General features: G+C 54.2%; 15 protein-coding genes. 10 read left to right on the top strand and 5 right to left on the bottom strand.

Annotated features, from left to right (window positions below; genetic code table 11):
- Positions 1-6 precede the first annotated feature (6 nt).
- The 4 genes from rplM (at position 7) to sspB (ending at position 2,307) form a co-directional block, all read left to right on the top strand.
- Entirely contained in the window at positions 7-435 is a 429-nt protein-coding gene (gene rplM / locus GPJ68_RS22500) for a 50S ribosomal protein L13 (RefSeq protein WP_003025141.1), read from the top strand.
- A 15-nt stretch (positions 436-450) separates the two neighbouring features.
- Positions 451-843: a 30S ribosomal protein S9 gene (gene rpsI, locus GPJ68_RS22495; RefSeq protein WP_003025138.1), complete on the top strand. Its 393-nt coding sequence runs from the start codon at positions 451-453 to the stop codon at positions 841-843.
- 316 nt (positions 844-1,159) lie between these two features.
- On the top strand, positions 1,160-1,798 hold the full coding sequence (gene sspA, locus GPJ68_RS22490) for a stringent starvation protein SspA (protein ID WP_003025132.1): 639 nt from the start codon (positions 1,160-1,162) through the stop codon (positions 1,796-1,798).
- Positions 1,799-1,803: 5 nt separating this feature from the next.
- Entirely contained in the window at positions 1,804-2,307 is a 504-nt protein-coding gene (gene sspB / locus GPJ68_RS22485; RefSeq protein ID WP_016154706.1) for a ClpXP protease specificity-enhancing factor, read from the top strand.
- A 44-nt stretch (positions 2,308-2,351) separates the two neighbouring features.
- Here the strand turns inward: sspB and dcuC are convergent, their stop codons facing one another.
- Positions 2,352-3,719, bottom strand: a complete 1,368-nt coding sequence (gene dcuC / locus GPJ68_RS22480; protein ID WP_047413944.1) for an anaerobic C4-dicarboxylate transporter DcuC — start codon at positions 3,717-3,719, stop codon at positions 2,352-2,354.
- A gap of 359 nt (positions 3,720-4,078) precedes the next feature.
- On the opposite strand from dcuC, the gene nanR reads away from it, so the two are divergent.
- The 6 genes from nanR to nanQ all read left to right on the top strand — a co-directional run bounded on the left by nanR (position 4,079) and on the right by nanQ (position 9,578).
- The gene (gene nanR, locus GPJ68_RS22475; protein ID WP_016154704.1) at positions 4,079-4,870 is read left to right on the top strand and encodes a transcriptional regulator NanR; all 792 of its coding nucleotides are present in this window, start codon (positions 4,079-4,081) and stop codon (positions 4,868-4,870) included.
- Between the two features lie 134 nt (positions 4,871-5,004).
- A complete protein-coding gene (gene nanA / locus GPJ68_RS22470; RefSeq protein ID WP_104651725.1) occupies positions 5,005-5,898 on the top strand; it encodes an N-acetylneuraminate lyase in 894 nt (297 codons plus the stop codon).
- Between the two features lie 116 nt (positions 5,899-6,014).
- The gene (gene nanT, locus GPJ68_RS22465) at positions 6,015-7,505 is read left to right on the top strand and encodes a sialic acid transporter NanT (RefSeq protein ID WP_016154702.1); all 1,491 of its coding nucleotides are present in this window, start codon (positions 6,015-6,017) and stop codon (positions 7,503-7,505) included.
- 47 nt (positions 7,506-7,552) lie between these two features.
- Positions 7,553-8,242 (top strand): N-acetylmannosamine-6-phosphate 2-epimerase, encoded by a 690-nt coding sequence (locus tag GPJ68_RS22460; protein WP_104651724.1) that lies wholly within the window; start codon positions 7,553-7,555, stop codon positions 8,240-8,242.
- Positions 8,239-9,108, top strand: coding sequence for an N-acetylmannosamine kinase (nanK, locus tag GPJ68_RS22455; protein WP_104651723.1), 870 nt, complete (start codon positions 8,239-8,241; stop codon positions 9,106-9,108). The genes GPJ68_RS22460 and nanK overlap by 4 nt, the downstream gene beginning before the upstream one ends.
- Before the next feature lie 2 nt (positions 9,109-9,110).
- Complete coding sequence (nanQ, locus tag GPJ68_RS22450; protein WP_016157578.1) at positions 9,111-9,578, top strand: N-acetylneuraminate anomerase; 468 nt, start codon at positions 9,111-9,113, stop codon at positions 9,576-9,578.
- A 60-nt stretch (positions 9,579-9,638) separates the two neighbouring features.
- Here nanQ and GPJ68_RS22445 read toward each other — a convergent pair whose 3' ends face one another.
- From GPJ68_RS22445 to gltB, 4 genes are all read right to left on the bottom strand, one after another.
- The gene (locus GPJ68_RS22445) at positions 9,639-10,919 is read right to left on the bottom strand and encodes a cytosine deaminase (protein WP_053389266.1); all 1,281 of its coding nucleotides are present in this window, start codon (positions 10,917-10,919) and stop codon (positions 9,639-9,641) included.
- A complete protein-coding gene (gene codB / locus GPJ68_RS22440; protein WP_104651722.1) occupies positions 10,909-12,159 on the bottom strand; it encodes a cytosine permease in 1,251 nt (416 codons plus the stop codon). The genes GPJ68_RS22445 and codB overlap by 11 nt, the downstream gene beginning before the upstream one ends.
- 183 nt (positions 12,160-12,342) lie before the next feature.
- On the bottom strand, positions 12,343-13,761 hold the full coding sequence (locus tag GPJ68_RS22435; RefSeq protein ID WP_016154696.1) for a glutamate synthase small subunit: 1,419 nt from the start codon (positions 13,759-13,761) through the stop codon (positions 12,343-12,345).
- A 12-nt stretch (positions 13,762-13,773) separates the two neighbouring features.
- Positions 13,774-18,234 carry a glutamate synthase large subunit gene (gene gltB, locus GPJ68_RS22430; protein ID WP_049040924.1) on the bottom strand — a complete coding sequence of 1,487 codons (4,461 nt, stop codon included), beginning with the start codon at positions 18,232-18,234 and terminating at the stop codon, positions 13,774-13,776.
- Positions 18,235-18,783: the final 549 nt, after the last annotated feature.

Here is an 18,783-nt window from a genome sequence, read left to right as displayed (position 1 = left end):
CTTTTAATGAAAACTTTTACAGCTAAACCAGAAACCGTAAAACGCGACTGGTATGTTGTTGACGCGACCGGTAAAACTCTGGGCCGTCTGGCTTCCGAACTGGCTCTGCGCCTGCGCGGTAAGCACAAAGCGGAATATACTCCGCACGTAGATACCGGTGATTACATCATCGTTCTGAACGCTGACAAAGTTGCTGTAACTGGCAACAAGCGTACTGACAAAGTGTACTATCACCACACCGGTCACATCGGCGGTATCAAACAAGCGACCTTTGAAGAGATGATTGCTCGCCGTCCTGAGCGTGTGCTTGAAATCGCGGTTAAAGGCATGCTGCCAAAAGGCCCGCTGGGTCGTGCTATGTTCCGTAAACTGAAAGTTTACGCTGGCAACGAGCACAACCACGCGGCACAGCAACCGCAAGTTCTTGACATCTAATCGGGATTATAGGCAATGGCTGAAAATCAATACTACGGCACTGGTCGCCGCAAAAGTTCCGCAGCTCGCGTTTTCATCAAACCGGGCAGTGGTAAAATCGTAATCAACCAACGTTCTCTGGAACAGTACTTCGGTCGTGAAACTGCCCGCATGGTAGTTCGTCAGCCGCTGGAACTGGTCGACATGGTTGAGAAACTGGATCTGTACATCACTGTTAAAGGTGGTGGTATCTCTGGTCAGGCTGGTGCGATCCGTCACGGTATCACCCGCGCTCTGATGGAGTACGACGAATCCCTGCGTGGCGAACTGCGTAAAGCTGGCTTCGTTACCCGTGATGCTCGTCAGGTTGAACGTAAGAAAGTCGGTCTGCGTAAAGCACGTCGTCGTCCTCAGTTCTCCAAACGTTAATTGTACTTTGCTTCGGCAGACAACAATTTGCGAAAAAACCCGCTTCGGCGGGTTTTTTTATCGTTACTGCTCTCCGTATAACCACGGTAATCCGCTGATTGCCACCTCTTTTTCCCCATTTCAAGAATCGACTCACCACAAAGGTCACAAAATCTGGTAAACTATCATCCAATTTTCTGCCCAAATGTCCGGTATCGTTCATTTTTTGTTTGTATTTTGAACAGTAATGGCTTTCCCGAATATGGGTGACATCACTTCTGGCTGGCCACTTAGTGGCTGGTAGCAGTAAAAATTCTGAATATACCTGGAGGTTTTCATGGCTGTCGCTGCCAACAAACGTTCGGTAATGACGCTGTTTTCTGGTCCTACTGACATCTATAGCCATCAGGTCCGCATTGTGCTGGCTGAGAAAGGTGTTAGTTTCGAGATTGAGCATGTGGAGAAGGACAATCCACCGCAGGATCTGATCGACCTCAACCCGAATCAGAGCGTACCGACACTGGTGGATCGTGAGCTGACCCTGTGGGAATCTCGCATCATTATGGAATACCTGGATGAGCGCTTCCCGCATCCGCCGCTGATGCCGGTTTACCCGGTTGCGCGTGGTGAAAGCCGCCTGTACATGCAGCGTATTGAAAAAGACTGGTACACGCTGATGAACGTCATCGTGAACGGTTCTGCTTCTGAAGCCGAAGTCGCGCGTAAGCGTCTGCGCGAAGAACTGCTGGCAATTGCACCAGTATTTGGCCAGAAACCTTACTTCCTGAGCGATGAGTTCAGCCTGGTAGACTGCTACCTGGCGCCGCTGCTGTGGCGTTTACCGCAGCTGGGCATTGAATTCAACGGTGCAGGTTCGAAAGAACTGAAAGGGTACATGACTCGCGTCTTTGAACGTGATTCTTTCCTGGCTTCTCTGACTGAGCCTGAACGTGAAATGCGTCTGGGCCGGGGTTAACCTGTATGGATTTGCCACAGCTAACACCACGCCGTCCGTATCTGCTGCGCGCATTCTATGAGTGGTTGTTAGACAACCAGCTTACGCCGCACCTGGTGGTGGATGTGACGCTTCAGGACGTGCAGGTTCCTATGGAATATGCGCGTGATGGGCAAATTGTTCTGAATATCGCACCGCGTGCGGTGGGTAACCTGGAACTGGCTAACGATGAAGTGCGCTTTAACGCGCGCTTCGGTGGTGTGCCGCGTCAGGTTTCTGTACCGCTGGCGGCAGTTCTGGCAATTTATGCTCGTGAAAATGGCGCCGGTACTATGTTTGAGCCGGAAGCCGCCTACGACGAAGATGTCGCCAGCTTAAATGATGACGACAACGACGCACCTGGTTTTGAGAGTGAAACGGTCATGTCGGTCATTGATGGCGATAAGCCTGACAATGGCGACGACAACGATCCGGATGACACTCCGCCGCCGCCTCGCGGTGGGCGTCCAGCGCTACGCGTAGTGAAATAAAAAAACAGGCCCTTTGGGGCCTGTTCTGTTTTCTGCCTTCGGGATCAGTAAAACAGCGTGATGGTGGCTATCATATTGACCACAAATCCCACCGCCATCGGAATGGCCGTACGTTTTACCACCTCAAAGGGCGATACGCCCGCAATACCTGATGTCACCACAATGACCGCTGTAATGGGGGATACCGCCCGGGCCAGCGTAGTAGCAAAATGCATCGGCATAATCATCACTACCGCAGGAATATGTAGTCCGGCGGCAATATCTGGAATCAGGCTGGCAAAAGACATAAACGGCGCGTTACCTGACCCCATGACAATCGCACAGGCGGCAATGACCACGGCCATGATGATCATCACGCCGATACCGCCAAGGCCGGAATGCTCTGCACCTTTTATTACAGCGTCGACAGTCCCGATAGTCGTCAACCCTTTCGCAAAGATCTCACCGGCGACCACCAGCGTGACAACGTTGGCAAACTGGGTTCCCATGCCGTCAAAGAAGGCCTGCACGTCATCCATCGTTTCGCGCAGATTATGTTTATGCAGGAACTCGACAAACATCGTCAGCGTCATGCTCATCAGCATGACCACCACCAGATTCAGCTCTGTTTTCATTAACCCCATATGTGCCAGGGCAAGCGAGCCCAACATCAGAAGCAGCGGCATGACGGGTAGAATGGCGTAATAGAGAGGTGGCACGTTTTCCAGCGTCTTTTGTTCAGCGAATCCGTTGCTTTCCGGGAATGCTTTTTTATCAAACTGCCGCTGAACGAAAAAATGTGCAATAGCGACGGCGACGATAACACACGATGCGACGGGTAACTGATAGTGAAAGAAGTAGGTAGCGATTTTCATGCCCGCCACCTGCGCGGCAAAAATAGAGTTGGTTTCCAGAATGCCCCATTCAATTGACATTGAAGTGGCAATGACCGCCACCGCGGATAAACGGCTCACGCCAAGACTGACCAGCGTCGGGAACAGCGTCACCATCAGCAGCATGCCTAACCCGGAAGCGCTGGTGATGAACTGCGCCATGATCTGACCAATCACATAGGTGGCGGCAAGAACAACATAGGGTGAGCGGATTAGCTTAAGCGGGCGGCTTAACAGGCTAACCATCGCTCTGCTGGCCCCCATCCTGTCCATATAACGGGCATAACCACCTACCGCCATGATTGATAACCCTAGTCCGGCCGCCCGATTGGAAAGCATACGCAGAATTTCGTTGTAAATATCGACCAGTAAATATCCGCTGCTCTTGTCGTCAGCGACCAGCGCGCCGTAGCCTAGCCAGACGCCGCAGAGCATCAGGAAGATCCCCGCGGCTGCCAGCACTACCTGCGGTTTGTAGTTTTTGAGGATCAGGTAACCCATCGTTAATAAAACGATGACAGAGATAATGATGCCGAACATTGTTTCACTCCATGCCAGAGAAGAAGATAAATCCGGTAATAACGCTGTTGTCCAAACGGATGTTATATTTTTTCGGGCGATTTTTATGGAGTGAATATCTTATTTTTAATCCGATATTTAAATTATTTATCGTTATAAAATAGATGGTTATGATAATTTATCACGTTCATATTCATAAATTTCACGAAGCGAATATGATTGTTTTCAATTAAAGATAAGCTGAATGTTTTAGCGTAACAAAATATCCGGATGGGTTAGACCGCCAATAAGCCCGACAGTCTGATTGACCATCATTTCACCCTGCTTTCGATCCTGTGTTAGGATAAACCCGCTGTTATTTGTCACCACGACTTAGCTGAATGGGCCCTATGAACGCATTTGATTCGCAAGCTGAAGACTCTCCATCCACCATTGGCCGTAGCTTACGCAATCGCCCGCTGGCGCGTAAAAAGCTGTCTGAAATGGTTGAAGAAGAACTGGAGCAGATGATTCGTCGTCGGGAATTTGGCGAGGGCGAACAGTTGCCGTCTGAGCGGGAGCTGATGGCCTTCTTTAACGTGGGCCGTCCTTCTGTACGAGAAGCGCTGGCAGCGTTAAAACGCAAAGGTCTGGTGCAAATCAACAATGGCGAGCGCGCCCGCGTTTCGCGTCCTTCAGCTGATACCATTATCAGCGAGCTGTCCGGTATGGCGAAAGATTTCCTCGCGCATCCCGGCGGCATTGCCCACTTCGAACAGCTGCGACTGTTCTTTGAATCCAGCCTGGTACGATACGCCGCAGAACATGCGACGGATGAGCAAATCGACAGACTGGCGAAAGCACTGGAGATCAACAGCCAGTCACTCGATGACAATACGCTGTTCATTCGCTCGGACGTTGATTTTCACCGCATACTGGCGGAGATCCCGGGCAATCCCATCTTTATGGCTATCCATGTTGCGCTGTTAGACTGGCTGATTGCCGCCCGTCCGACCGTGGCCGACCAAGAGTTATATGAGCACAATAACGTGAGTTATCAGCAGCATATCGCTATTGTCGACGCGATTCGTCAGCGCGACCCTGAGGAAGCTGACCGCGCACTGCAAGAACATCTCAACAGCGTTTCCGCTACCTGGCACGCCTTCAGCAAAAGTAAAAAATTGCGTAAGTAATCGCGATCCTGACGATCGTTTAGTGAGGCAGATCGCACTATAAGCGTTCTGTATTGTATTGCTGCTTATTTGATCTGGTATAACAGGTATAAAGGTATGCAGTCAGACAACACTAATCATCATCAGAGGTAGCTATGGCAAGAGATTTAAAAGGCGTAATGCCAGCGTTGTTAACCCCATTCGATAGCCAACAGCGACTGGACATTGAGAGCCTGCGCCGCCTGGTGCGTTTCAACATTGGGCAAGGGATCGACGGGCTCTATGTCGGTGGGTCTACGGGGGAGGCATTTGTCCAAAACCGCGTTGAGAGAGAGCAGGTACTGGAAATTGTTGCCGAAGAAGCGAAAGGCAAGGTGACGCTGATCGCTCACGTTGGCACAGTGAGTACCGAAGAGAGCCAACAGCTGGCGAGTGCCGCGCATCGCTACGGCTTTGATGCGGTTTCAGCCGTCACACCGTTTTACTATCCGTTCAGCTTTGAAGAGCACTGCGATCACTACCGCGCAATTATTGATTCCGCTGATGGCTTGCCGATGGTGGTCTATAACATCCCGGCGCTGAGCGGCGTAAAACTGACGCTGGATCAAATCAACACGCTGGTGACGTTGCCGGGCGTTGGCGCGCTGAAGCAAACCTCAGGCGATCTCTATCAGATGGAACAGATCCGCCGCGCTCACCCCGATCTGGTGCTTTATAACGGTTATGACGAGATCTTCGCTTCTGGTCTGCTGGCGGGCGCTGATGGCGGTATCGGTAGCACTTACAACATTATGGGATGGCGTTATCTGGGAATTGTGAAAGCGCTCAAAGAAGGCGACATCCGGACGGCGCAAAAGCTGCAAACCGAGTGCAATAAGGTTATCGATCTGCTCATTAAGGTTGGCGTGTTCCGCGGCCTGAAGACGGTATTGCACTATATGGACGTGGTTTCTGTTCCGCTGTGCCGTAAACCATTTGCCCCGGTAGATGAACAATATCTGCCGGAACTGAAAGCGCTGGCCCAGCAATTAATGCTGGAACGCGACTGATCGGACGCCGGATAGCACAATGCTTATCCGGCCTGCAAAAACAAGACTCGTAGGCCGGATAAGGCGAATCCGCCATCCGGCACCACAACGAAAATAAAGATCGTCGGGAGAGTAAAATGAGTACTTCTACCCAGAGCATCCCGTGGTATCGCCATCTCAATCGGGCACAATGGCGGGCATTTTCTGCCGCCTGGCTGGGATATTTGCTTGATGGTTTTGATTTTGTATTAATCGCCCTTGTGCTGACGGAAGTACAAGGCGAATTCGGACTGACGACGGTACAAGCGGCCAGTCTGATTTCGGCTGCTTTTATCTCCCGCTGGTTTGGTGGGTTAATGCTGGGAGCGATGGGCGACCGTTATGGACGCCGCCTGGCGATGGTCACCAGTATCATTCTGTTCTCTGTGGGGACGCTGGCCTGCGGCTTCGCGCCGGGCTACACCACCATGTTTATCGCCCGCCTGGTTATCGGTATGGGGATGGCTGGTGAGTACGGCTCCAGCGCAACTTATGTTATTGAAAGCTGGCCCAGGCACCTGCGAAACAAAGCCAGCGGCTTCCTGATTTCCGGCTTCTCTGTAGGCGCAGTGATCGCCGCCCAGGTCTACAGCCTGGTGGTCCCGGTCTGGGGATGGCGCGCGCTGTTCTTCATCGGCATTTTGCCGATTATCTTCGCCCTCTGGCTGCGTAAAAATATTCCGGAAGCGGAAGACTGGAAAGAGAAACACGAAGGCAAAGCGCCGGTACGCACGATGGTGGACATTCTCTACCGGGGCGAACATCGGGTTATCAATATTGTGATGACTCTCGCCGCCGCAACCGCGCTGTGGTTCTGCTTTGCAGGCAACCTGCAAAATGCGGCTATCGTGGCGGTCCTTGGCCTGATATGCGCGTTTATCTTCATTAGTTTTATGGTGCAAAGCAGCGGGAAACGCTGGCCGACGGGCGTCATGCTGATGGTGGTTGTGCTGTTTGCCTTCCTTTACTCGTGGCCGATTCAGGCGCTGCTGCCAACCTATCTGAAAACCGAATTGCTGTATGACCCTTCCACTGTCGCCAGGGTGCTCTTCTTTAGCGGCTTTGGCGCGGCGGTCGGTTGTTGCGTCGGTGGTTTTCTTGGCGACTGGCTGGGCACGCGTAAGGCCTATGTCTGCAGTCTGCTGGCTTCGCAGTTGCTGATTATTCCAGTGTTTGCGATTGGCGGCTCAAACGTCTGGGTACTGGGTTTACTGCTGTTTTTCCAGCAAATGCTCGGTCAGGGGATCTCCGGGATCTTACCCAAACTGATTGGCGGCTATTTCGATACCGACCAGCGTGCGGCGGGTCTGGGCTTCACCTACAACGTGGGTGCACTGGGCGGGGCGCTGGCACCGATCATCGGTGCGCTGATTGCCCAACGACTGGATCTGGGCACCGCGTTGGGATCGCTCTCTTTCGGCCTGACATTTGTGGTGATCCTGCTGATTGGTCTCGATATGCCGTCTCGCGTACAGCGCTGGCTGCGGCCTGAAGCATTGCGTACGCATGATGCCATTGATGGCAAACCGTTTAGCGGGGCCGTGCCGTTCGGCGGCGACAAAAGCACCATGGTGAAATCCAAAAGTTAATCCGTTTGCCCGGTCCTGCGCCGGGCAATAGTCATAAGGGAATAAGCATGTCGTTACTTGAACAACTGGATATCAAGATTGCCGCGAACGGCGGGCTGATTGTCTCCTGCCAGCCTGTTCCTGACAGCCCGTTAGATAAACCGGAAATTGTTGCGGCGATGGCGCTGGCCGCAGAACAGGCTGGCGCGGTGGCGTTACGCATTGAAGGGGTGGAAAACCTGAAAGCGACCAGGGCGGTAGTTTCGGTGCCGATTATCGGCATTCTCAAACGTGACCTTGATGACTTTCCGGTCCGCATCACCGCATATCTGGAGGATGTTGATGCGTTAGCGCAGGCAGGCGCTGACATCATCGCCATCGACGGTACCGATCGCGTACGTCCGGTACCTGTAGAAACCTTACTGGCACGTATTCATCATCACCAACGCCTTGCGATGGCTGACTGTTCGTCCATGGCGGATGGCATGGCCTGCCAGAAACTCGGTGCCGAAATCATTGGCACTACCCTTTCTGGTTATACCACGCCAGAAACGCCCGAAGAACCGGATCTGGCTCTGGTGAAGTCTTTAAGCGACGCGGGTTGTCGGGTGATTGCTGAAGGACGTTACAACACGCCAGCGCAGGCCGCTGAGGCGATGCGTCATGGCGCTTGGGCGGTGACAGTCGGCTCAGCCATTACCCGGCTGGAGCACATTTGCCAGTGGTACAACACAGCGCTTAAAAAGGCGGTGCTATGACCACGCTGTCGATTGATATTGGCGGCACCAAACTGGCTGTCGCACTGGTAGACAGCAGCCTGCAAATTCAAGAGCGTCATGAATTGCCGACGCCCGCCAGCAAAACACCGGATGCTCTGCGTGCCGCGTTACAAGCACTGGTTGCGCCGCTACAGGGGCAGGCAACGCGGGTGGCGATCGCCTCAACGGGGATTATCCGCGACGGTTCTCTACTGGCGCTGAACCCGCACAACCTCGGCGGGCTGCTGCATTTTCCTCTGGTGCAAACGCTAAAAGATCTCACCGCTTTGCCGACGCTGGCAGTCAATGACGCGCAGGCAGCGGCGTGGGCTGAGTATCATGCGCTTGGCGGCGAGTACCGCGATATGGTGTTTATCACCGTCTCCACCGGTGTAGGCGGCGGGGTGGTAAGTGATGGGAAGCTGCTGACCGGGATTGGCGGTCTGGCCGGGCATCTGGGACATACGCTGGCTGATCCGCATGGGCCGGTGTGCGGTTGCGGGCGTGTGGGTTGTGTCGAGGCGATCGCTTCCGGTCGTGGGATCGCGTCGGCTGCCGAAGGCACGCTTGCTGGATGCGACGCCAAAACCATTTTTAGCCGCGCCGGGCAGGGTGATGAGCAGGCCAGTCGGTTGATCCATCGTTCGGCACGTACTTTGGCAAGGCTTGTCGCCGATGTGAAGGCCACGATCGATTGCCAGATTGTGGTGATTGGCGGCAGCGTGGGGCTGGCAGAAGGGTATCTGGCGCTGGTGGAAAACTATCTGGCACAAGAGCCTTCGGCTTACCACGTAGAATTACGGGCGGCGCATTACCGTCATGACGCTGGATTACTGGGGGCCGCGCTGTTGGCCCAGGGAGATTGATTATGATGTCAGCTGAGTTGCGTTCATTGCCTTCTGCCGGATTACATCCGGTTTTGCAGCAGGCGTTAACGCTGGCTGTTGCGGCGAATCTGCAGGAGAAAACGCCAGGGCGCTACGAGTTGCAGGGCGATAATATTTTTATGAATGTCATGCAATTTGCAACGCAGAGCCCGGAGCAAAAGAAAGCGGAACTGCACAGGGAGTACATTGATATTCAGGTGCTGTTATCTGGTGAAGAACGCATTCTGTTCGGGATGACTGATTCTGCTCGTCAGTGCGAAGAGATGCACGTGGAGGATGATTATCAGCTGTGTAGCCAGATTGCCGATGAGCAGGCGATGGTACTGAAGCCGGGAAGATTTGTGATTTTTATGCCGGGCGAGCCGCATAAGCCGGGCTGCGTGGTACAGGCTCCGATGGACATCAAAAAGGTGGTGATCAAGGTGCGCGCCAGTTTATTACACACCTGACGATGAGAGTGACGGTGTCGGATGGCAAGGCTTGCGCCATCCGACACCGGATATTACAACCTAGCGCTTAAACGTCACCGCTTCCGGCTGCGTCAGATGCAGCGTCGTTTGGCTCGGCACAGTCTCGGCAATGATTCGCCCGTGACGAATGGAATAACGTGCAGGCGTCTGGCGACGAACCGCGTCAAACCCATTCTCTGCCGGTAAAATCACCAGGTTCGCGGAATTCCCCACGCTCAGACCGTAGTCCTGCAGGTGCAGGGTTTTCGCGCTGTGGGTGGTGATCAGATTCAGGCCATCGTTAATTTGTCCGTATCCCATCAGCTGGCACACATGTAACCCCATATGCAGTACCTGCAGCATATTCGCGGTGCCCAGCGGATACCACGGATCGAAGACGTCATCATGGCCGAAGCAGACGTTGATCTCTGCCTCCAGCATCTCTTTGACGCGTGTAACGCCGCGGCGTTTAGGATACGTGTCAAAGCGCCCTTGCAGGTGAATATTCACCAGTGGATTCGCGACAAAGTTAATGCCGGACATTTTCAACAGGCGGAAAAGACGGGAAGCATACGCGCCGTTATAGGAGTGCATTGCCGTAGTATGGCTGGCGGTCACGCGCTCGCCCATATTGTCGCGATGGGCCAGCGCCGCGACGGTTTCAACAAAGCGTGATTGCTCATCGTCAATTTCGTCACAGTGCACGTCGATAAGTCTGTCGTATTTTTGCGCGAGGGCGAAAATTTTGTGCAACGACTCCACGCCATATTCACGCGTAAATTCAAAGTGGGGGATAGCGCCAATGACGTCGGCCCCCAAACGCACGGCTTCCTCTAATAACGCTTCACCGTTGGGATAAGAAAGAATGCCCTCTTGCGGGAACGCGACAATCTGTAGCTCTACCCACGGAGCGACTTCTTGCTTCACCTCCAGCATGGCTTTCAGCGCGGTCAGCGTTGGGTCGGAAACGTCAACGTGAGTGCGGACATACTGGATGCCGTTGGCCATCTGCCACTTAAGAGTCTGCATGGCGCGCGCTTTCACGTCATCGTGAGTGAGCATTGCCTTACGTTCGGCCCAGCGCTCAATGCCTTCAAATAACGTACCAGACTGGTTCCAGCTCGGCTCCCCAGCGGTTTGCGTGGTATCCAGGTGGATATGTGGCTCTACGAACGGTGGGATTGCCAGGCCACCTTCGGCATCAAGCACTTCCCCCTGCGGCAACGTAGCGGCGTCCTGAGCCTCAATTCGGCTGAAGCGCCCGTTTTCAACCGTGAGCTGCCACAATCCTTCGCGTCCCTGTAAACGCGCCTGACGAATGATGATGTTATTATTCTGCATGGCTGACCTCTGGTGATTTAGCAAGGCTGCGATTGAAAAGTGGATTCAGCAGGATATAGCTGAATACGCCGCCGAGTACGGCGTTGACGGGCACGATACCGGGAATATAGTGACCGGCGGCAATGCCCAGTGCAACGGACAGGATAGCTATCCAGTTTACGGAAATAAATTGTGTTTTGCTGAAGTCGGCATATCGGCGATGGTTCAGCAGATAGTCGGCGATAATCACTCCACCAATTGGAGGAATCGCTGCCGACAAAAATGTCAGCCAACCGACAAAGTTATTGTAAAGCCACAGCGCGCAAAGTGTGCCGATAATACCGTTAGCCACCGACAGCGAACGGCTGGAAAGGCCGGTAATATTGGCAAATCCCAAACCTGAAGCGTAGAGCGCATTGTCGTTGGTGGTCCAGATATTCAGGCCGAGCACCACAATCGCGGGCAGCAGCAGGCCCTGAGCAATCATCACGTCAGAGATGTCCGCCTGTCCAACAGCGGCGGCACCCGCAGCGCCGAAGATAAACATCAACGAGTTGCCAAGGAAAAATGCCACCATGGCAATCAGTACCGCACCTTTGGCGTTGCGGCCAAAGCGGACAAAGTCGGCGGTTAACGTGCCTGCGCTGATAAATGAGCCGACCACCAGCGCCAGTGCGGTGGAGAAATTCAGCGGTGTCTGCGGCACTATCGCTTTTAAATGGTCTAAACCGCCAACATCGCTCACCGCCAGCCAGACGGAGTAGCTGCCAAGAACGACGATGGCTGGTACGGCGATGATAGATAAAACGGTCAGCGCCGAGATGCCAAAAAAGATAGTCAGGGTCATCAACAGACCGGAAACCGCAATCAGAATATTGACGTCAATCCCCGTCGCTTTGCCAACCGGGATAGCAAACATGGCCACACCAACGCCAAACCAGCCTACCTGTGTACCGCCTAAGAGCAGTGAGGGAAGCCATGAACCTTTCAAACCAAATGAGTAACGTGCCAGAAGGTGGGTTGAGAGCCCTGTTTTTGCGCCGATAAAACCGAGAAATGCAGTGTAAATACCGAGGAGAAGATTACCGAAGAGAACTGCCAGGAAGAAATCATTATAGGAAAGACCGGTACCGAGTGTGCCACCGGTCCACATACTGGCGGAAAAAAATGTGAGTCCCAACATGACAAACGTTAGTGGAATCACGCCCTTCCGCGCCGCCAGAGGGACGGGGCCCTGGCTATAATTGTTGTCCTGCGACACAACGCCTCCATGAATTTTGCCCAAAAAATCCGCCGCATAATATACAGTTCTCAGAATAAAGCAAACGTTTCCGTATGTTTTTTAGTTCTCTTTCACGGTGTTGATAGAGGGGAGGGGCAGGGGGGTTGCGAGGAATCTGGCATCTCATCAGCGTTTGAAGATGAGATGCCAGAAGATGCTTACTTACACTTCCAGGTAGTTCAGGATACCGTCTGCCGCTTTACGACCTTCGGCAATCGCGGTGACTACAAGATCCGAACCACGCACGATATCGCCACCTGCGAAGATTTTTGGGTTGCTGGTCTGGAAGGCGTTATCGCTGCGTTCCGGAGCAATAATACGGCCCTGAGAATCCAGCTCGACGCTGTGCTCTTTCAGCCACTCCATACTGTGCGGGCGGAATCCAAACGCCAGTACCACCGCATCAGCTGGAACAACGTGCTCGGAACCAGCGACGATCTCCGCGCGGCGACGACCCTTCGCATCCGGTTCGCCCATTTCGGTGCGCGCCATTTTCACGCCGCACACTTTACCGTTGGCATTCACTTCCACGCCTAAAGGCTGGACGTTGAACTGGAACTCGACGCCTTCTTCACGCGCGTTTTTCACCTCGCGTTTGGAACCCGGCATGTTCTCTTCGTCGCGGCGATAGGCGCAGATTACGTGTGCCGCGTTCTGGCGAACCGAGGTCCGCACGCAGTCCATCGCGGTATCGCCACCGCCGAGAACAACGACGCGTTTGCCTTCCATGCTGATGTACGGCTCGTCACTGCTTTCGCCAAATCCCATCAACTGTTTGGTATTGGCGATCAGGAACGGCAGGGCATCAAATACGCCGGAAGCGTCTTCGTTTTCCAGCCCACCGCGCATCGACTGATAGGTACCTACACCAAGGAACACGGCATCGTAATCCTTCAGCAGATCGTTAAGCTGCACGTCGCGGCCCACTTCCACGTTTAGTTTGAACTCAATGCCCATACCAGTGAAGATTTCACGGCGACGGGTCATGACCTCTTTCTCCAGCTTGAATGCCGGGATCCCGAAGGTCAGCAGACCGCCGATTTCCGGGTGGCGGTCAAATACCACCGCCTTCACGCCGTTGCGGGTCAGCACATCAGCACAGGCCAGGCCCGCCGGACCTGCACCGATGATCGCCACGCGCTTGTCCGTCTGGCGAACGCCAGTCATATCCGGACGCCAGCCCATCTCGAACGCTTTATCGTTGATATAGCGCTCGATGTTGCCGATAGTTACCGCACCGAACTCATCGTTTAGCGTGCAGGATCCTTCACAAAGACGATCCTGCGGGCACACTCGGCCACAGACTTCCGGCAGAGTGTTAGTCTGGTGCGACAGTTCTGCCGCTTCAAAAATACGTCCCTCATTCGCCAGCTTAAGCCAGTTCGGAATGTAGTTATGTACCGGGCACTTCCACTCGCAGTACGGGTTGCCGCAGGAAAGACAGCGATCAGCCTGTGCTTTGGCCTGGCCTTCGGAAAACGGCTCGTAGATCTCGATAAATTCGATCTTACGGATCTTCAGCGGTTTCTTCGGTGGATCAACGCGCTGCAGGTCGATAAATTGGTATACGTTCTGACTCATTGCTGCTACCCCTTACTGCGCCTGCACACGCAGCTCTGCTGCGCTACGACTACGGTGACCCAACAGTGCTTTCACATCACTGGATTTCGGTTTTACCAGCGCGAATTTCGCCGAGAATGCTGGCCAGTTCGCCAGGATCTCTTCGCCGTGTGAAGAACCGGTATGTTGTACATGCTCGGTAATCAGACCGCGCAGGTGTTCCTCATGAATAGCCAGCGAGTCCACGCTCAGTACTTCTACCAGTTCCGGGTTCACGCGTTTGCGGAATTCACCGTCTTCGTCGAGCACGTAGGCGAATCCGCCGGTCATGCCTGCACCGAAGTTGACGCCGGTTTTGCCGAGAATACACACGATGCCGCCGGTCATATATTCACAGCCGTTGTCGCCAATACCTTCAACCACGGTAATAGCGCCGGAGTTACGCACCGCAAAACGCTCACCCGCACGACCCGCAGCAAACAGGCGGCCACCGGTAGCACCATACAGGCAGGTGTTACCAATGATGCTCGCCTCATGGCTACGGAAAGCAGAGCCAACCGGAGGACGCACTGCCAGCAGGCCGCCCGCCATGCCTTTACCGACATAGTCGTTGGCATCGCCGGTCAGATACAGCTCCACGCCGCCCGCGTTCCACACGCCGAAGCTCTGGCCTGCGGTACCGCTGAAGTGCGCTTTAATCGGGTCAGATGCCAGCCCCTGATCGCCATGCGTCTGAGCGATATAGCCCGACAGCGATGCGCCGACGGAACGGTCGGTGTTGCGGATATCGAACCAGAAGGTTTTGCTCTGGCGCTCGTCGACAAACGGTTTCGCCTGCTGTAACAGCTGGGCGTTCAGCACGCCGTTATCAAACGGCGGATTGTTTTCAGTGCAATGCAGCGCTTTACCTGGATGCGGTTCAGCGGTTTCCAGCAGACGAGACAGCTCCAGTTTCTGCTGCTTGGCGGTAAACCCTTCCAGCTCTTTGAGCAGGTCGGTACGACCAATCAGATCCACCAGACGTTTCACGCCCAGTTGCGCCATCAGCTCGCGGGTTTCGCGGGCGATAAATTCAAAGTAGTTAGTCACTTTGAACGGCAGGCCGTGATAGTGGTTCTTACGCAGTTTGTCATCCTGAGTTGCCACGCCGGTTGCGCAGTTGTTCAGATGGCAAATACGCAGGTATTTACAGCCCAGCGCGACCATGGGGCCGGTGCCGAAACCGAAGCTTTCTGCACCCAAAATTGCCGCTTTAATGATATCGACGCCGGTTTTCAGACCGCCATCGACCTGCAGACGGATCTTGTGACGCAGACCGTTAGCCACCAGCGCCTGCTGGGTTTCCACCAGACCGAGTTCCCACGGGCAGCCCGCATACTTCACGGATGAGAGCGGACTTGCACCGGTACCGCCATCGTAGCCGGCAATAGTAATCAGATCCGCATAGGCTTTCGCCACGCCGGTCGCAATAGTGCCGACGCCTGGTTCGGAAACCAGCTTCACCGAGATCATCGCTTTCGGGTTGACCTGTTTCAGGTCGAAAATCAGCTGCGCTAAGTCCTCGATAGAGTAGATATCGTGGTGCGGCGGTGGGGAGATCAGCGTCACGCCCGGCACCGAATAACGCAGTTTGGCGATGTACGGGGTGACTTTATCACCCGGTAACTGACCGCCTTCGCCCGGCTTCGCGCCTTGAGCGACTTTAATCTGAATGACATCAGCATTGACCAGGTACGCTGGGGTTACGCCAAAGCGACCGGAAGCCACCTGCTTAATGCGCGACACCTTGTTAGTGCCGTAGCGTGCCGGATCTTCGCCGCCTTCACCGGAGTTCGAGTTACCGCCGATGCTGTTCATGGCTTCGGCCAGCGCCTCGTGTGCTTCCGGGCTTAATGCCCCGATAGACATCGCTGCGGTATCAAAGCGTTTAAACAGTTCGGTTGCGGGTTCTACTTCGCTAATGCTTACGGCTTCATCGCCAGGTGTAATCGCCAGCAGATCGCGCAGCGTGGCCGCCGGACGCTCATTGACCAGCTTTGCATATTCCTGATAGTCGCTGTACTCGCCGCTTTGTACTGCCTGTTGCAGCGTGCGCACCACGTCCGGGTTGTAGGCGTGGTATTCGCCGCCGTGGACGTACTTCAGCAAACCGCCCTGGCTGATAGGCTTACGCGCCAGCCAGGCATGTTTGGAGAGGTTCAGCAGATCCTGCTGGAAGTCGGTAAAACCCGCGCCGCTGATGCGACTGACCACGCCCTGGAAGCATAAAGCCACAACATCATCGTGCAGACCAACGGCTTCAAACAACTTCGAGCAGCGGTAAGAGGCGATGGTCGAGATGCCCATTTTGGACATGATTTTGTACAGACCCTTGTTGATGCCGTTACGGTAGTTCAGCATCACTGTCCGGTAATCTTTGGCAATCGCCTGAGTGTCGATCAGACGTCCCAGCGTTTCATACGCCAGATACGGATAAATGGCCGTCGCGCCAAAACCGAGCAGAACGGCAAAATGGTGCGGGTCACGGGCGCTGGCGGTTTCAACGATGATGTTGGCATCGCAACGCAGGCTTTGTTCTACCAGACGTGTTTGTACTGCGCCAACGGCCATCGGTGCCGGAACCGGCAAGCGGTTTTTTGCGATATTACGGTCAGAGAGCACCAGCAGCACCGTGCCGTTACGCACCATCTGTTCAGCCTTATCGCACAATGCTTTGACGGTCTCTTCGAGCGTGGTTTCGGTCACGTCGAAGGTGATATCCAGTCGGTCAGCGCGATAATGCTCCTCTTTCATGGTGGTAAGCTGGGTGAAATCGGAGTACAGCAGGATCGGCGACTTAAAGCTCAGACGGTGCGCCTGACCTTCGGCTTCGCAGAAGACGTTCATCTCACGACCGATGCTGGTGGCCAGCGACATGACGTGCGCTTCACGCAGCGGGTCGATCGGCGGGTTGGTGACCTGGGCAAACTGCTGGCGGAAGTAGTCATAAATGATGCGCGGCTGGCTGGAGAGCACGGCAAACGGGGTATCATCACCCATTGAACCGACCGCTTCCTGACCATTTTCACCGAGCACGCGGATAACGGAATCCAGCTCTTCAGCGCTGTAGTTAAACTGTTTCTGGTAGCTGGCGAGGGTGTCATCGTCCAGTTCACGGCTGCCGACCTGATCGTCAGCCAGGTCTTCGAAAGGCACCAGACGGCGGACGTTCTTCTCCATCCACTCTTTGTAGGGGTGGCGGCTTTTCAGATCGTCATCGGTTTCAGCCGAATGCAGAATGCGCCCGCTGCGGGTATCGATAACCATCAACTCCCCAGGGCCGACGCGACCTTTCTCAACCACTTCATCCGGCTGATAATCCCAGATCCCGACTTCAGAAGCGCAGGTAATCAGCTTGTCTTTGGTGATGACGTAGCGCGCCGGACGCAGGCCGTTGCGGTCAAGGTTACAGGCGGCAAAGCGACCGTCGGACATAACGATACCCGCCGGACCATCCCACGGCTCCATGTGCATGGAGTTAAAGTCGAAGAACGCGCGCAGCTCCGGGTCCATATCCGGGTTGTTCTGCCAGGCCGGCGGCACCAGTAAACGCATGGCGCGGATGATATCCATCCCGCCAGCCAGCAGCAGTTCCAGCATGTTATCCATCGAGCTGGAGTCGGAGCCGGTTTCGTTAACGAACGGTGCGGCGTCGTGCAGATCAGGGATCAGCGGCGTCTGGAATTTATAGGTACGGGCGCGCGCCCACTGGCGGTTGCCGGTGATGGTGTTGATTTCACCATTGTGCGCCAGGTAGCGAAACGGTTGCGCCAGCGGCCAGCGTGGTACGGTGTTGGTGGAGAAGCGCTGGTGGAACAGGCAGATGGCCGATTCCAGACGCAGGTCCGCCAGGTCCAGGTAAAAGCGCGGCAGATCCGCCGGCATACACAGACCTTTATAGATATTGACCAGGTTCGACAAGCTACAGACGTAGAAGTCTTTATCTTCCTGGAGGCGTTTTTCGATACGACGGCGCGCGATGAACAGGCGACGCTCCATATCACGCGGACGCCAGCCCGCAGGGGCATTAACAAAAATTTGCTCGATACGAGGCAGGGAGGAGAGCGCAATTTCACCGAGAACACCTTCGTTAGTCGGCACGTCGCGCCAGCCGACAATCGACAGGGTCTCCTGCTGTAATTCTTCTTCTACAATGCGACGGGAAGCCGCTGCCAGCTCAGCGTCTTTATTTAAAAAGATCATGCCGACGGCGTAGTTTTTGGCTAAACGCCAGCCGCGCTCTTGCGCTACGATGCGGAAAAAGCGGTCAGGTTTTTGTAACAGCAGGCCGCAACCATCGCCGGTTTTTCCATCGGCAAGAATTGCGCCACGGTGCTGCATGCGGGCCAGTGCGTGTATGGCGGTACGCACTACCTTGTGGCTAGGTTCGCCTTCTATGTGGGCGATCAGGCCGAAACCACAGTTATCCCTCTCAAGGGATTTATCGTACAACATATCAGTGAACCTCCCCAGGCTCTGCGGGATTCCCATCTGGACCGTTGCGCACGGGCACACCAAGAGCATGGCGACGGGGTTTGCGTGTCATACGCTTACCTCGCATTCGCCCTCTTTATCCTTTTCGCACAGGTCAAACAAGTTTGAGGACTTGCTTCAGAGGGAATCTCAATTACTGCATAAATATGATGAGCAGACTGCTCATCCAGAAAGCTTCCAGCGGATTTCCAAGTTATCGGGAATCCACACACAGGTCAAATGGCAATCTTATTTATGCAAAAATGTGCTATTGGGTAATTAACTTTATGAAAATATTGAAATAAAAGGGTTTTATACATTGATATAACCTGAGTAGGATGCCCTGGGAAGTGTGATCTGTCTCACTGTAAGAGAGGCCGGATATCTCTCGTCCTCCCTTTGTTTATCGATATACTTGGCATTTTATGCTGGTTTTTAGAGTTTTGGCGTCTTAAAGATACTGTTTTTACGCTGAGAGTATAAGAAGATAAAAAAAACAGCTGGATATAAGGAAAAGTAATTATATTTTGA

The organism is Citrobacter sp. 172116965 (assembly GCF_013458095.1).
Taxonomy (GTDB): domain Bacteria; phylum Pseudomonadota; class Gammaproteobacteria; order Enterobacterales; family Enterobacteriaceae; genus Citrobacter; species Citrobacter braakii.
This window is presented reverse-complemented; position numbering and strand designations above follow the sequence as displayed.

What these genes read in the sequence shown, in the direction of transcription:
- nanK (WP_104651723.1), top strand. Translation starts at nt 8,239, where the DNA reads ATGACCACGCTGTCGATTGATATTGGCGGCACCAAACTGGCTGTCGCA.
- rplM (WP_003025141.1), top strand. Translation starts at nt 7, where the DNA reads ATGAAAACTTTTACAGCTAAACCAGAAACCGTAAAACGCGACTGGTAT.
- nanT (WP_016154702.1), top strand. Translation starts at nt 6,015, where the DNA reads ATGAGTACTTCTACCCAGAGCATCCCGTGGTATCGCCATCTCAATCGG.
- nanA (WP_104651725.1), top strand. Translation starts at nt 5,005, where the DNA reads ATGGCAAGAGATTTAAAAGGCGTAATGCCAGCGTTGTTAACCCCATTC.
- nanQ (WP_016157578.1), top strand. Translation starts at nt 9,111, where the DNA reads ATGATGTCAGCTGAGTTGCGTTCATTGCCTTCTGCCGGATTACATCCG.
- nanR (WP_016154704.1), top strand. Translation starts at nt 4,079, where the DNA reads ATGGGCCCTATGAACGCATTTGATTCGCAAGCTGAAGACTCTCCATCC.
- GPJ68_RS22460 (WP_104651724.1), top strand. Translation starts at nt 7,553, where the DNA reads ATGTCGTTACTTGAACAACTGGATATCAAGATTGCCGCGAACGGCGGG.
- gltB (WP_049040924.1), bottom strand. Translation starts at nt 18,234, where the DNA reads ATGTTGTACGATAAATCCCTTGAGAGGGATAACTGTGGTTTCGGCCTG.
- GPJ68_RS22445 (WP_053389266.1), bottom strand. Translation starts at nt 10,919, where the DNA reads ATGCAGAATAATAACATCATCATTCGTCAGGCGCGTTTACAGGGACGC.
- rpsI (WP_003025138.1), top strand. Translation starts at nt 451, where the DNA reads ATGGCTGAAAATCAATACTACGGCACTGGTCGCCGCAAAAGTTCCGCA.
- GPJ68_RS22435 (WP_016154696.1), bottom strand. Translation starts at nt 13,761, where the DNA reads ATGAGTCAGAACGTATACCAATTTATCGACCTGCAGCGCGTTGATCCA.
- dcuC (WP_047413944.1), bottom strand. Translation starts at nt 3,719, where the DNA reads ATGTTCGGCATCATTATCTCTGTCATCGTTTTATTAACGATGGGTTAC.
- sspB (WP_016154706.1), top strand. Translation starts at nt 1,804, where the DNA reads ATGGATTTGCCACAGCTAACACCACGCCGTCCGTATCTGCTGCGCGCA.
- sspA (WP_003025132.1), top strand. Translation starts at nt 1,160, where the DNA reads ATGGCTGTCGCTGCCAACAAACGTTCGGTAATGACGCTGTTTTCTGGT.